We start from the raw sequence: 14,309 nt of genomic DNA, 5'->3' as shown, positions 1-14,309 counted from the left end.
AAGGCAGCAGCAATCCCATGAAACTCGGCGAGATCCGGCAACAGCCGCGGCACCTGATCAATGGCCGCTGGGTCAGCGGTGCCACCACCGGCATCAGCATCAACCCCTCGGACACGCGGGAAGTGGTGGCCGAGTTCGCCCGCGCCGACCGCAACCAGACCGAACTGGCGATTGCCGCCGCGGTCGACGCCCTGCCGCAGTGGAGCCTGAGCACACCGCAGCGCCGCGCCGACGCGCTGGACCTGGCCGGCAGCGAGCTGCTGGCGCGCAAGGAAGAGCTGGGCCAGCTGCTGGCGCGCGAGGAAGGCAAGACCCTGCCCGAGGCCATCGCCGAGGTCGCACGGGCCGGCAACATCTTCAAGTTCTTCGCTGGCGAGGCGCTGCGCATCGGCGGCGAGACCCTGGCCTCGGTGCGCCCCGGGGTGCAGGTCGACATCACCCGCGAACCGGTGGGCGTGGTCGCGGTGATCGCACCCTGGAACTTCCCCTTCGCGATCCCCGCCTGGAAGATCGCGCCGGCCCTGGCCTACGGCAACACGGTGGTGTTCAAACCCGCCGAGCTGGTGCCCACCTGTGGCTGGGCGCTGGCCGAGATCCTCAGCCGCTGCGGTCTGCCCGCCGGCACCTTCAACCTCATCATGGGCAGCGGCCGCGAGGTCGGCCAGACCCTGGTGGAGCACCCGCGCGTGAACGCGGTGAGCTTCACCGGCTCGGTGTCCACCGGGCGCCGCATCCTCACGGCCACCGCCGCGCGCCAGGCCAAGGTGCAGCTGGAGATGGGCGGCAAGAACCCGCTGATCGTGCTGGCCGACGCCGACCTGGACCAGGCGGTGGACTGCGCACTGCAGGGCTCGTATTTCTCCACCGGCCAGCGCTGCACCGCGTCCAGCCGCCTGATCGTGGAGGCGCCGGTGCACGACGCCTTCGTCGCCCGGCTGACCCAGCGCCTGGCCGCGCTCAAGGTGGGCCATGCGCTGACCCGCGGCACCGAGATGGGCCCGGTGGTCGACGGCGCCCAGCTGGAACAGAACCTGTCCTACATGGCGATTGGCGCGGACGAAGGCGCCCAGCACGTCTTCGGGGGCGAGCGCCTGGAGCGCGAGACCCCCGGCCACTACATGAGCCCCGCGCTGTGGCTGGCCGAACCCGGGCACCGCATCGCCCGCGAAGAAATCTTCGGTCCCATCGCCTGCGTGCTGCGGGCCGACGACTACGGGCATGCGCTCGAACTGGCGAACGACACGCCGTTCGGTCTGTGTGCCGGCCTCTGTACCACCTCGCTCAAGCACGCGACGCACTTCCGTCGCCACGCGCAGGTGGGCATGACCATGGTGAACCTGCCGACCGCCGGCGTGGATTTCCATGTTCCGTTCGGCGGGCGCAAGGACTCCAGCCACGGACCCAGGGAACAAGGCCGCTATGCGGCGGAGTTCTATACCACCGTCAAGACCAGTTACATGCTGGCCTGACCTCTCGTTTCAACCACCCTCAGACAGGAGACAGACAACATGAAACAAATGCAACGCCGCACCCTGGTGACCGCCCTGGCGGCCGCCCCCGTGGCCCTGATGCTGCCCGGCGGCGCCTTCGCGCAAAAGCCCATCGTGCTGGGCTTCAGCCAGATCGGTGCCGAGTCGGAGTGGCGCACCGCCAACTCCGAGTCGATCAAGTCTTCGGCCAAGGAAGCCGGCATCGACCTGAAGTTCGCCGACGCCCAGCAGAAGCAGGAGAACCAGATCAAGGCGATCCGCTCGTTCATCGCACAGAAGGTCGACGTGATTGCCTTCTCGCCCGTGGTGGAAAGCGGCTGGGGCGCCGTGCTGCGCGAAGCCAAGGCCGCCAAGATCCCGGTCATCCTGACCGACCGCGCCGTCAACGAGAAGGACGACTCCCTGTGGGTGACCTTCATGGGTTCGGACTTCGTCGAGGAAGGCCGCAAGGCCGGCCGCTGGCTGGTCGAGAAGATGAAGGACCAGAAGGGCGAGGTCAACATCGTCGAGCTGCAGGGCACGGTGGGATCGGCCCCGGCCATCGACCGCAAGAAGGGCTTCGAGGAAATCATCAAGGCCGATCCGAAGTTCAAGATCATCCGCAGCCAGACCGGTGACTTCACCCGCGCCAAGGGCAAGGAAGTGATGGAAGCCTTCCTGAAGGCCGAAGGCAAGAAGATCAACGTGCTCTACGCGCACAACGACGACATGGCCATCGGCGCCATCCAGGCCATCGAGGAAGCCGGCATGAAGCCCGCCAAGGACATCGTGATCATTTCGATCGACGCCGTGAAGGGCGCGTTCGAGGCCATGATCGCCGGCAAGCTGAACGTCAGCGTCGAGTGCAGCCCGCTGCTTGGCCCCCAGCTGATGGCCGCCGTCAAGGACCTCAAGGCCGGCAAGACGCTGCCCCGCCGCATCGTGACCGAAGAAGGCATCTTCCCCATGGAGACCGCCGCCGCCGAGTTCCCCAAGCGCAAGTACTGATCCCCCACAACAACCAACCCGCCGCGCGGATGACCGCGCGGCACCATCACCCCGAGGAGACCCACTTGAACACCCCCAACCGCCGCCACGTCCTCTGCGCCGTCGCACTGGCCGCCGCTGCCTTCACCACCGGCGCCTTCGCGCAGGACAAAGGCACCATCGGCATCTCCATGCCCACCAAGTCCTCCGCGCGCTGGATTGCCGACGGTGACAACATGGTCAAGGTCCTCAAGGACCGCGGCTACAAGACCGACCTGCAGTACGCCGAGGACGACATCCCGAACCAGCTGGCGCAGATCGAGAACATGATCACCAAGGGCGTGAAGGTGCTGGTGATCGCCTCCATCGACGGCACCACGCTGTCCAAGGCGCTGCAGAACGCGGCCGACAAGGGCATCAAGGTCATCGCCTACGACCGCCTGATCAAGGGCAGCAAGAACGTCGACTACTACGCCACCTTCGACAACTTCCAGGTCGGCGTGCAGCAGGCCACCTCCATCGTCGACAAGCTCGGCCTCAAGCAGGGCAAGGGCCCGTTCAACATCGAGCTGTTCGGCGGTTCGCCCGACGACAACAACGCCTTCTTCTTCTACGACGGCGCCATGAGCGTGCTCAAGCCCTACATCGACAGCGGCAAGCTGGTGGTGCGCAGCAAGCAGATGGGCATGGACAAGGTCGGCACGCTGCGCTGGGACGGCGCCGTGGCCCAGGCCCGCATGGACAACCTGCTGTCCGCCTTCTACGGCAAGGACAAGGTGCACGCGGTGCTGAGCCCGTACGACGGTCTGTCCATCGGCATCCTGTCCTCGCTCAAGGGCGTGGGCTACTGCACGGCACAACAGCCCTGCCCCGTCGTCAGCGGCCAGGACGCCGAGATCCCCTCGGTCAAGTCCATCCTCAAGGGTGAGCAGTACTCGACCATCTTCAAGGACACGCGCGAGCTGGCCAAGGTCACGGCCAACATGGTGGACGCCACGCTCTCGGGCAAGCAGCCCGAGATCAACGACACCAAGACCTACAACAACGGCGTGAAGGTGGTGCCCAGCTACCTGCTCAAGCCGGTGCCGGTCGACGCAAGCAACTGGAAGAAGGTGCTGGTGGACAGCGGCTACTACAAGGAATCGCAGCTCAAGTGAGCGGCCTGACGCCGGGAGCCTGACCGATAGGGCTCCCGGCCCCCTGTGTACCGAGGAATCCGCCTTGCAAACCCTTCTGGAAATGCGGTCCATCCGCAAGACCTTCCCCGGCGTGGTCGCTCTCAACCAGGTGAACCTGCGCGTGCGCGCCGGCGAGATCCATGCCCTGGTGGGCGAAAACGGCGCCGGCAAATCCACGCTGATGAAAGTGCTCTCGGGGGTCTACCCCTCGGGCAGCTACACCGGCCAGATCCTGTTCGACGGCCAGGAACGCCACTTCGGCGGCATCCACGACAGCGAAGCGCTGGGCATCATCATCATCCACCAGGAGCTGGCCCTGGTGCCGCTGCTGTCGATCACCGAGAACGTGTTCCTGGGCAACGAAGTTGCGCACCGCGGCGTGATCGACTGGATGGCCGCGCACCGCCAGACGCAGGACCTGCTGCGCAAGGTGGGCCTCAAGGAGTCGCCCTCGACCCGCATCACCGACCTGGGCGTGGGCAAGCAGCAACTGGTGGAGATCGCCAAGGCGCTGTCCAAGCAGGTCAAGCTGCTGATCCTGGACGAGCCCACCGCCAGCCTGAACGAAAACGACAGCCAGGCCCTGCTGGACCTGCTGCTTGAACTCAAGGCCCAGGGCATCACCTGCATCCTGATTTCTCACAAGCTCAACGAGATCGCCCGCGTGGCCGACTCGGTGACCATCCTGCGCGACGGCAGCACGGTCGAAACCATCGACTGCCAGGGCGCGCCCGTCAGCGAGGACCGCGTGATCCGCGGCATGGTCGGCCGCGAGATGGCCGACCGCTACCCGCGCCGCACGCCCGACATTGGCGAGAGCGTGTTCGAGGTGCGCGACTGGCGGGTGCATCACCCGCAGCACGCCGACCGCGAGGTCATCAAGGGCGTGAACCTGCATGTGAAACGCGGCGAGATCGTCGGCATCGCGGGCCTCATGGGCGCGGGCCGCACCGAGTTCGCCATGAGCGTGTTCGGCCGCGCCTGGGGCCAGCGCATCAGCGGCGAGGTGCGGCTGCACGGCAAACCGATCGACGTGAGCACCGTCGGCAAGGCGGTCGCGCACGGCCTGGCCTACGTGACCGAAGACCGCAAGGGCAACGGCCTGGTACTGGCCGAGGACATTCAGTTCAATACCTCGCTCGCCCGCCTGGAGGCGGTCTCGCGCGCCGGCGTCATCGACGACGGCCGCGAGTACAGCGTGGCCCAGGGCTACCGCGAGAAGCTGCGCATCCGCTGCTCGGGCGTGGACCAGAAGACGGTCAACCTCTCGGGCGGCAACCAGCAGAAGGTGGTGCTGAGCAAGTGGCTCTTCACCGAACCCGAGGTGCTCATCCTCGACGAGCCTACGCGCGGCATCGACGTGGGCGCCAAGTACGAGATCTACACCCTCATCGCCCAGCTCGCGGCCGAGGGCAAGTGCGTGATCGTGATCTCTTCCGAAATGCCCGAGTTGCTGGGCCTGTCCGACCGCATCTACGTGATGAACGAAGGCCGCTTCGTCGCCGAGATGCCGGTGGCCGAGGCCTCGCAGGAAAAGATCATGCGCGCCATCGTGACCAGCCACTGAACCCCATGGAACAACAACAACACTCCCCCGCGGCCCTTGCAGCGCCGACCGACAGCCGCTCCGTGCTGGACTTCCTCAAGCACAACTTCCGAGAGTACGGCATGCTGATCTCGCTGGTCGCGATCATGGCCTTCTTCCAGGTCATGACCGACGGCACGCTCATGCAGCCGCTGAACCTGACCAACCTGGTGCTGCAGAACAGCTACATCGTCATCATGGCGCTGGGCATGCTGCTGGTCATCGTGGCCGGCCACATCGACCTCTCGGTCGGTTCGGTCTGCGGCTTCATCGGCGCTCTGGCGGCGGTGCTGATGGTCTCCTATGAGTGGCACTTCATCCCTGCCTCCATCGTCTGCCTGATCGTGGGCGCGGTGATCGGCGGCGCACAGGGCTGGTTCGTGGCCTTCTTCCGCATCCCCTCGTTCATCGTCACCCTGGCCGGGATGCTGGTGTTCAAGGGCCTGGCGCTGGCGCTGCTGCAGGGCCAGTCCATCGGTCCCTTCCCCGAAGAGTTCCAGATGCTCAGTTCCGGCTTCATTCCGGACCTGTTCAGCAGCGAAAGCCTGCGTCTGACCTCGCTGCTGATCGGCGTGGCGGCCGCTGCGATGCTGGCCCTGTCCAGCCTGCGCGCGCGCAACAACCAGCTCAAGCACGGCATTGAGACCGAGCCTTTCGGGCTGTTCGCACTCAAGCTGGCCGTGTTCGCGGGCCTGCTGGTGTTCTTTAGCTACATGCTGGCCTCGTACAAGGGCCTGCCCAATGTTCTGGTGGTGATGGCGCTGCTGATCGTGGCCTTCGACTTCCTTACCTCTCGCACCATCGTGGGCCGCCGCATCTACGCGCTGGGCGGCAACGAGAAAGCCGCCCGCCTCTCGGGCATCAAGACCGAGCGCCTGACCTTCTACACCTTCGTCACCATGGGCGTGCTGGCCGCACTGGCCGGCCTGGTGTTCGCGGCGCGCCTGAACACCGCCACGCCCAAGGCCGGCCTGGGTTTCGAGCTGGACGTGATCGCGGCCTGCTTCATCGGCGGCGCCTCGGCCTCGGGCGGCGTCGGCAAGGTGATGGGCGCAGTGATCGGCGCTTTCATCATGGGCGTGATGAACAACGGCATGTCCATCATGGGCATCGGCATCGACTACCAGCAGGTCATCAAGGGCCTGGTGCTGCTGGCCGCCGTGTTTGTCGACGTCTACAACAAGAACAAGGCATGAGCGGCGCCACCACTTCTCCGGTGCTGCAGCTCTCGGGCGTGGGCATGCGCTTCGGGCGCACCACCGTGCTGCAGGACGCCCAGCTGCGCCTGTTCCCAGGCGAGGTCCATGCCCTGATGGGGCAAAACGGCGCCGGCAAGTCGACCCTGATCAAGGTGCTGACCGGCGTGGTCACGCCCGTGGCCGGCCAGATGCGCCTGGGCGACGACACCGGCTGGCCCGCATCGCCGCTGCAGTCGCAGCAACAGGGCATCAGCACGGTCTACCAGGAGGTCAACCTCTGCCCCAACCTCACGGTGGCTGAGAACATCTTCGCCGGCCGCTACCCGCGCCACCCGGCGTGGCAGGGCCGTCGCATCGACTGGGCCGCCACACGCGAGGGCGCCCGCCGCCTGCTGGCGCGCGTGGGGTTGGACATCGACGTCACGCGGCGCCTGTCCGACTATCCGGTGGCGATCCAGCAGCTGGTGGCGATCGCGCGTGCCCTCGGCATCGACGCCCGCGTGCTGATCCTCGACGAGCCCACCTCCAGCCTGGACGACGACGAGGTCAAGGGCCTGTTCCAGGTGCTGCGCCGCCTGCGCGAGGAAGGCCTGGCCATCCTCTTCGTCACCCACTTCCTGGACCAGGTCTACGCCATCTCCGACCGCATCACCGTGCTGCGCAACGGCCGCTGGATCGGTGAGTGGCTGACGCGCGACCTGCCGGCGCAGGGCCTGATCGAGGCCATGGTAGGCCGCGAGATGGGCCCGGCCACGGCGCCCGCCGCCACGGCCGCGCTCGACAGCGGCGCCACCGCCCTGCTGCAGACCGAGGGCCTGGCGCGCGCGGGCAGCATCCAGCCGACCGACCTGGTCATCCGACCCGGCGAGGTGCTGGGCATCGCAGGCCTGTTGGGCGCGGGCCGCACCGAGCTGGCGCGCCTGCTGTTCGGCCTGGACAGCCCCGACGCCGGCGTGATGCGCATCGACGGCGAGGTGGTGCGCTTTGCCAACCCGGTCGATGCCATCGCGCGTGGCCTGGCCATGTGCCCGGAAGAGCGCAAGACCGAAGGCATCTTTGCCGACCTCTCGGTGCGCGAGAACATCGCCATCGCCCTGCAGGCCATGCGCGGCCTGCGCCGCCCGCTGCCGCTGGCCGAGCAGCGCGAGATGGCCGATCGCTACATCGCCCTGCTGGGCATCCGCACGCCCGGACCCGAGACGCCGGTGGGCCAGCTCTCGGGCGGCAACCAGCAGAAGGTCGTCATCGCCCGCTGGCTGGCCACCGCGCCACGACTGCTGATCCTGGACGAGCCCACACGCGGCATCGACGTGGCGGCCAAGCAGGAAATCATGGACCAGATCCTGCGCCTGGCCGCGCAGGGCATGGCGGTGGTCTTCATCTCGTCCGAGATGAGCGAAGTGGTCCGGGTGTCGCAGCGCATCCTGGTCCTGCGCGACCGCCGCCCCATCGGCGAGCTGCCGGCCGGCAGCAGCGAAGACGCCGTGTACGAACTGATTGCCGACGAACATGCCTGAAACCCCTTCCAAGATCCACGTCCTGCTGGGGCACCGCCTCACCTGGCCGCTGGTCACGCTGGCCCTGCTGCTGCTGGTCAACGTGGTCGCCAACGAGCGCTTCCTGCACATCGAGTGGCGCGACGGCCACCTCTACGGCAGCCTGATCGACATCCTCAACCGCGCCGCGCCGCTGATCCTGGTGTCGCTGGGCATGACGCTGGTGATCGCCATGCGCGGCATCGACATCTCGGTCGGCGCCGTGGTCGCGATCTCGGCCGCCGTGGCCGCCTGGATGATCGGTGGCTCGGTCGACGGTGCCACCACCCGCCTCCCCCTGGGTGTGGCCATCACCGGTGCGCTCGCGGTGGCCATGCTGTGCGGCCTGTGGAACGGCACGCTGGTGGCCGGCATCGGCATGCAGCCCATCATCGCCACGCTGATCCTGATGGTCGCGGGCCGCGGCATCGCCCAGCTGATCACCGACGGCCAGATCATCACCATCTACTACCAGCCCTACTTCTTCATCGGCGGCGGTTACCTGCTGGGCCTGCCGTTCTCGCTGTTCGTCTGGGTCGGAGTGCTGGCGCTGCTGGCCGGGTTGCTCTACAAGACGCCCCTGGGTGTGTTCGTGCAGGCGGTCGGCGTGAACCCCGCGGCAGCGCGTGTGGCGGGCATCCGCGCGCGGCAGCTGATCCTGGGGGCCTACGTGTTCTGCGGCTTCTGCGCGGGCGTGGCGGGCCTGCTGATCAGCTCCAACGTCAAGAGCGCCGACGGCAACAACGCCGGCCAGCTGATGGAGCTGGACGCGATCCTGGCCGTCACCCTGGGCGGCACCTCGCTGGCCGGTGGCCGCTTCAGCCTGCTGGGCACGCTGATCGGCGCGCTCATCATCCAGACACTGACCTACGCCATCTACTCCCTGGGCGTGCCGCCCGAGATCAATCTGGTGGTGAAGGCCGCGGTGGTGTTCGTGGTGATGCTGCTGCAGTCGCCCGAGTTCCGTGCCCAGGTCTGGGCGCTGGCCAAGCGCCCGTCGGTGTCCGGAGGTGCCGCATGAGCACCGCACCCAACACCCTGGGCCGCCTGGACCTGCGCTTCCTGCCGCTGGCTGCGACGGTGGGCCTGTTCCTGCTGATGGGTCTGGCCGGTTCGCTGAGCTACACCGGCTTCTTCTCGGCGCAGGTGTTCCTGAACCTGCTGATCGACAACGCCTTCCTGCTGATCGTCGCGGTGGGCATGACCTTCGTCATCCTCAGTGGCGGCATCGACCTCTCGGTGGGCTCGGTGGTCGCGCTCTCGACCATGGTGCTGGCGACGCTGATCGAACACCACGGCTGGTCGCCGCTGCCGGCCATCGGCGTGGTGCTGGTGATGGGCATCTCCTTCGGCGCCTTCATGGGCTTCCTGATCGAGCGATTCCGGCTGCAGCCCTTCATCGTCACGCTGGCGGGCATGTTCCTGGCGCGCGGCCTGTGCTACCTGATCAGCATCGATTCGATCAGCATCGGCAACGAGGCCTATTCGAACCTGGCCTACTGGCGGCTGGAACTGGCCGAGGGCGCTTCGATCAGCCTGGGCGCGTTGATCGCCATCGCCTGCCTGGCGCTGGCCCTGTTCGCGGCCCACAGCAGCACCTTCGGCCGCACGGTCTACGCCATCGGCGGCAGCGAACACTCCGCCATCCTGATGGGCCTGCCGGTCCGTCGCACCCTGGTCGGCGTCTACGCGGTCTCGGGTCTGTGCGCCGCGCTCGGCGGCGTGGTGTTCACCTTCTACACGCTCTCGGGCTACGGCCTGCACGCCGTCGGCATGGAACTGGACGCGATCGCCGCTGTGGTCATCGGCGGCACCTTGCTGACCGGGGGTGTGGGCTACGTCTTCGGCACGCTGTTCGGCGTGCTCACCCTCGGTCTGATCCAGACACTGATCACCTTCGACGGCACGCTGAGCTCCTGGTGGACGCGCATCGTCGTCGGCCTGCTGCTGTTCCTGTTCTGCCTGCTGCAGCGCCTGATGGTGCGCCGCCCCGGCGCAGGGTCCCACTGAAACTCCCCACCTCACCGCACACCACCATGTCCGACACACCCCGCAAGCTGCGCTCCACCGAATGGTTCGGCAGCGCCGACAAGAACGGCTTCATGTACCGCAGCTGGATGAAGAACCAGGGCATCCCCGACCACGCGTTCGACGGCCGCCCCATCATCGGCATCTGCAACACCTGGTCCGAGCTGACGCCCTGCAACGCGCACTTCCGCAAGCTGGCCGAACACGTCAAGAAGGGCGTGCTCGAAGCCGGCGGCTACCCGGTCGAGTTCCCGGTCTTCTCCAACGGCGAGTCCAACCTGCGGCCCACCGCCATGCTCACGCGCAACCTGGCGTCGATGGACGTGGAGGAAGCGATCCGCGGCAACCCCATCGACGCCGTGGTGCTGCTGGTGGGCTGCGACAAGACCACGCCCGCGCTGCTGATGGGCGCGGCCAGCTGCGACGTGCCAGCCATCGTGGTGACCGGCGGCCCCATGCTCAACGGCAAGCTCGAAGGCAAGAACATCGGCTCGGGCACGGCCGTGTGGCAGCTGCACGAGTCGCTCAAGGCCGGCGAGATCAACATGCACCAGTTCCTCGCGGCCGAAGGCGGCATGTCGCGCTCGGCCGGCACCTGCAACACCATGGGTACTGCTTCCACCATGGCCTGCATGGCCGAGGCGCTGGGCACCTCGCTGCCGCACAACGCCGCCATCCCCGCGGTCGACGCGCGCCGCTACGTGCTGGCCCACATGTCGGGCCGGCGCATCGTCGAGATGGCGCACGAAGACCTGCGCCTGTCCAAGATCCTCACCCGCGAGGCCTTCGAGAACGCGATCCGCACCAACGCAGCGATCGGCGGTTCGACCAACGCGGTGATCCACCTCAAGGCGATTGCCGGGCGCATCGGCGTGGAGCTGGAGCTGGACGACTGGACCCGCATCGGCAAGGGCACGCCCACGGTGGTCGACCTGCAGCCCTCGGGCCGCTTCCTGATGGAGGAGTTCTACTACGCCGGCGGCCTGCCGGCCGTGCTGCGCCGCCTGGGCGAAAACAACCTGCTGCCGCACCCGAACGCGCTCACCGTCAACGGCAAGAGCCTGTGGGAGAACGTGGCCGACGCGCCGCAATACAACGATGAGGTGATCCGCCCGCTGGACAACCCGCTGGTGCCCGATGGCGGCATCTGCGTGCTGCGCGGCAACCTGGCGCCGCGCGGTGCGGTGCTCAAGCCCTCGGCCGCCTCGCCCCACCTGCTGCAGCACCGCGGCCGCGCCGTGGTGTTCGAGAACCTGGAGCACTACAAGGAACGCATCGTCGACGAAGACCTGGACATCGACGAAACCTGCGTGATGGTGCTCAAGAACTGCGGCCCCATGGGCTACCCCGGCATGGCCGAGGTGGGCAACATGGGCCTGCCGCCCAAGCTGCTGCGCCGGGGCATCAAGGACATGGTGCGCATCTCGGACGCGCGCATGAGCGGCACCGCCTACGGCACCGTGGTGCTGCACGTGGCGCCCGAGGCCGCGGCCGGTGGCCCGCTGGCGGCCGTGCGCGACGGCGACTTCATTGAACTCGACTGCACCACCGGCCGCCTGCACCTGGACATCAGCGACGAAGAACTGGCCGCCCGCCTGGCCCAGGTGACGCCGCCGGAACACGCGATGAAGGGCGGCTACCAGCGCCTCTACGTCAACCACGTGCTGCAGGCCGACCAGGGCTGCGACTTCGAATTCCTCGTCGGCTGCCGCGGCTCCGCGGTGCCCCGCCATTCGCATTGAGAGAGACCATGACCGCTTCCGCCCGTGCGCCGCGCTACCGCGGCATCTTCCCGGTGGTGCCCACCACCTTCACCGAAACCGGCGAGCTTGACCTGGACAGCCAGAAGCGCTGCCTCGATTTCATGATCGACGCCGGCGTCGACGGCCTGTGCATCCTGGCCAACTTCTCCGAGCAGTTCTCGCTCTCGGACGACGAACGCGAAGTCCTCACGCGCACCTGCCTGGAACACGTGGCCGGCCGCGTGCCGGTGATCGTGACCACCACGCACTACGGCACCTCGGTCTGCGCGGCGCGCAGCCGGCGCGCGCAGGATATGGGCGCGGCCATGGTGATGGTCATGCCGCCCTACCACGGCGCCACCTTCCGCGTGCCCGAGGCGCAGATTTTCGAGTTCTACGCCCGCGTGTCCGACGCCATCGGCATCCCGATCATGGTGCAGGACGCACCCGCCAGCGGCACAGTGCTTTCCGCGCCGTTTCTGGCCCGCATGGCGCAGGAGATCGAACATCTGGCCTATTTCAAGATCGAGGTGCCGGGCGCGGCGAGCAAGCTGCGTGAGCTGATCCGCCTCGGCGGCGACGCGATCGAAGGGCCGTGGGACGGCGAAGAGGCCATCACGCTGCTGGCCGACCTCGACGCGGGTGCCACCGGCGCCATGACCGGCGGCGGGTTTCCCGACGGCATCCGCCCCATCCTCGAGGCGCACCGCCAGGGCGACATGGACCAGGCCTTCGCGCTCTACCAGCGCTGGCTGCCGCTGATCAACCACGAGAACCGCCAGGGTGGCATCCTCACCGCCAAGGCGCTGATGAAGGAAGGCGGCGTGATCGCCTGCGAGGCCGGGCGCCACCCCTTCCCGGCCATGCACCCCGAGGTGCGGCGCGGCCTGATCGACATCGCCAAGCGTCTCGACCCCCTGGTTCTCCGCTGGGGCAAGTGACATGCACGCCGCGCTGGCCGGAACCCCCAAGCTGTTCGCCCTCGACTGGGGCACCAGCTCGCTGCGCGCCTACGCCCTGGGCCCGGGCGGTCAGGTGTTGGCCACCCGCCGCAGCGAGCACGGCGTGATGAACCTGCCCGCCGGGCCGGCGATTCACACGCCCGCAGAAGCCTTCGAGGCCGCGCTGCAGGCACTGTGCGGCGACTGGCTCGCGGCCCATCCGGACACGCCGCTCATCGCCTGCGGCATGGTGGGCAGCGCCCAGGGCTGGCGCGAAGCGCGCTACCAGCCCCTGCCGGCCCGCGCCAGCGAACTGGCCACGGCCATGACCGTGATCGCACGCCCCGGCGGCGAGCCTTTGCATGTGGTGCCGGGCCTGCTGCAATCCGGCGAACTGCCCAACGTGATGCGCGGCGAAGAGACCCAGATCGCCGGCGTGCTGCAGAGCCTGGCCGACGAAGGTCGCACGCCGCCATGCCTGCTGATCGGGCTGCCCGGCACCCACACCAAGTGGGCCTGGGTCGAGGACAGCGCCGTCGTTCGCTTCGAGACCTTCATGACCGGCGAGGTCTACGCCGCGCTGTCGCAGCACACCATCCTGGGTCGCACCATGGTGGCGGGCTCACCGCACGACGAGCCCGCCTTCGCGCGCGGCCTGCGCGTGGCGCGCTCGCCGCTGGGCGCGCTGGGCGTGCTGTCCACGGTGTTCAGCGTGCGCACCCTGGGCCTGACGGGTCAGCTGACCGGCGGCGCCCAGCCCGACTACCTCTCGGGCCTGCTCATCGGGCACGAGGTGGCGGCGCTGGCGCCCGGGTTGCGGGACGGTATCCCCGTGGTGCTGTGCGGCGAGCCGATGCTGTGTGTGCGCTACGCGACGGCCCTGGAAGCGCAGGGTCTGGCGGAACCCGAGATCCGATCCGGTGTCACACCGCTGGGCCTGTGGCGCATCGCGCAGGCCGCCGGCCTGGCCGTCCCCTCCCCTGTCCGCCGTTGCGCATGAACCTCTCTTCCCTGTTCCGCCAGACCCTGTCCACCCACGGGCTGATCGCCATCCTGCGCGGGCTGCGGCCCAACGAGGCGCGCGGCATCGGCCGGGCCCTGCACGGCGCCGGCATCCGCCTGATCGAGGTGCCGCTGAATTCGCCCGATCCACTGCAGAGCATCCGCATCCTGCGCGACTCTCTCCCCGACGACACCCTGGTGGGCGCCGGCACGGTGCTGCAGCCCGAAGCCTGTGCGCAGATCGCTGAAGCCGGCGGCCAGCTGGTCGTCATGCCGCACAGCGACCCGGCGGTGATCCGTGCCGCCAAGGCCCAGGGCCTGGCCTGCGCACCTGGGGTCGCGACACCGACCGAAGCCTTTGCCGCACTCGCCGCGGGCGCCGATGTGCTCAAGATGTTCCCGGCCGAGACCCTCGGCCCGGTGGGCCTGAAGGCCTGGCGCGCGGTGCTCACGCCGCCGGTGGCCATCGTGCCGGTCGGCGGCGTCACGCCCGACAGCCTGGGCGCCTACCTCGCGGCCGGCGCCTCCGGCTTCGGGCTTGGCAGCGCGCTGTACCGGGCCAGCGACGGCGCCGCCACCGTGGCGCAGCGGGCCACCGCCTTCGTCCAGGCCTGGCAGCAAGCCCGCGCCCCCGCCTGATTCC

Annotated in this window: 12 protein-coding genes; all 12 read left to right on the top strand. The window is 68.2% G+C overall.

The window, feature by feature from the left end; genetic code table 11:
- Positions 1 to 17: 17 nt before the first annotated feature.
- The 12 genes from ACFOPI_RS07215 (at position 18) to ACFOPI_RS07160 (ending at position 14,305) form a co-directional block, all read left to right on the top strand.
- On the top strand, positions 18 to 1,469 hold the full coding sequence (locus tag ACFOPI_RS07215) for an aldehyde dehydrogenase family protein (RefSeq protein ID WP_382172478.1): 1,452 nt from the start codon (positions 18 to 20) through the stop codon (positions 1,467 to 1,469).
- Positions 1,470 to 1,508: 39 nt separating this feature from the next.
- A complete protein-coding gene (locus tag ACFOPI_RS07210; RefSeq protein ID WP_382172476.1) occupies positions 1,509 to 2,477 on the top strand; it encodes an ABC transporter substrate-binding protein in 969 nt (322 codons plus the stop codon).
- A 65-nt stretch (positions 2,478 to 2,542) separates the two neighbouring features.
- On the top strand, positions 2,543 to 3,613 hold the full coding sequence (gene chvE / locus ACFOPI_RS07205) for a multiple monosaccharide ABC transporter substrate-binding protein (RefSeq protein ID WP_382172474.1): 1,071 nt from the start codon (positions 2,543 to 2,545) through the stop codon (positions 3,611 to 3,613).
- A gap of 82 nt (positions 3,614 to 3,695) precedes the next feature.
- The gene (gene mmsA / locus ACFOPI_RS07200) at positions 3,696 to 5,201 is read left to right on the top strand and encodes a multiple monosaccharide ABC transporter ATP-binding protein (protein WP_382173083.1); all 1,506 of its coding nucleotides are present in this window, start codon (positions 3,696 to 3,698) and stop codon (positions 5,199 to 5,201) included.
- A 5-nt stretch (positions 5,202 to 5,206) separates the two neighbouring features.
- Complete coding sequence (gene mmsB, locus ACFOPI_RS07195; RefSeq protein ID WP_382172472.1) at positions 5,207 to 6,415, top strand: multiple monosaccharide ABC transporter permease; 1,209 nt, start codon at positions 5,207 to 5,209, stop codon at positions 6,413 to 6,415.
- The gene (locus ACFOPI_RS07190; protein WP_382172470.1) at positions 6,412 to 7,935 is read left to right on the top strand and encodes a sugar ABC transporter ATP-binding protein; all 1,524 of its coding nucleotides are present in this window, start codon (positions 6,412 to 6,414) and stop codon (positions 7,933 to 7,935) included. The genes mmsB and ACFOPI_RS07190 overlap by 4 nt, the downstream gene beginning before the upstream one ends.
- On the top strand, positions 7,928 to 8,974 hold the full coding sequence (locus tag ACFOPI_RS07185) for an ABC transporter permease (protein WP_382172468.1): 1,047 nt from the start codon (positions 7,928 to 7,930) through the stop codon (positions 8,972 to 8,974). Before ACFOPI_RS07190 ends, ACFOPI_RS07185 begins: the two co-directional genes overlap by 8 nt.
- Entirely contained in the window at positions 8,971 to 9,963 is a 993-nt protein-coding gene (gene yjfF / locus ACFOPI_RS07180; RefSeq protein WP_382172466.1) for a galactofuranose ABC transporter, permease protein YjfF, read from the top strand. The genes ACFOPI_RS07185 and yjfF overlap by 4 nt, the downstream gene beginning before the upstream one ends.
- A 26-nt stretch (positions 9,964 to 9,989) precedes the next feature.
- Positions 9,990 to 11,723 carry an IlvD/Edd family dehydratase gene (locus ACFOPI_RS07175; protein WP_382172464.1) on the top strand — a complete coding sequence of 578 codons (1,734 nt, stop codon included), beginning with the start codon at positions 9,990 to 9,992 and terminating at the stop codon, positions 11,721 to 11,723.
- A gap of 8 nt (positions 11,724 to 11,731) precedes the next feature.
- Complete coding sequence (locus ACFOPI_RS07170; protein WP_382172462.1) at positions 11,732 to 12,664, top strand: dihydrodipicolinate synthase family protein; 933 nt, start codon at positions 11,732 to 11,734, stop codon at positions 12,662 to 12,664.
- A 1-nt stretch (position 12,665) separates the two neighbouring features.
- Entirely contained in the window at positions 12,666 to 13,664 is a 999-nt protein-coding gene (locus tag ACFOPI_RS07165; RefSeq protein ID WP_382172461.1) for a 2-dehydro-3-deoxygalactonokinase, read from the top strand.
- Positions 13,661 to 14,305 (top strand): 2-dehydro-3-deoxy-6-phosphogalactonate aldolase, encoded by a 645-nt coding sequence (locus ACFOPI_RS07160; RefSeq protein ID WP_382172459.1) that lies wholly within the window; start codon positions 13,661 to 13,663, stop codon positions 14,303 to 14,305. Before ACFOPI_RS07165 ends, ACFOPI_RS07160 begins: the two co-directional genes overlap by 4 nt.
- Positions 14,306 to 14,309 lie beyond the last annotated feature (4 nt).

Source organism: Hydrogenophaga luteola (assembly GCF_042648585.1).
GTDB classification, from domain to species: Bacteria; Pseudomonadota; Gammaproteobacteria; order Burkholderiales; family Burkholderiaceae_C; genus Hydrogenophaga; species Hydrogenophaga luteola.
The sequence above is the reverse complement of the archived record's forward strand: the minus strand, read 5'-3'. Positions and strand labels throughout refer to the sequence as shown.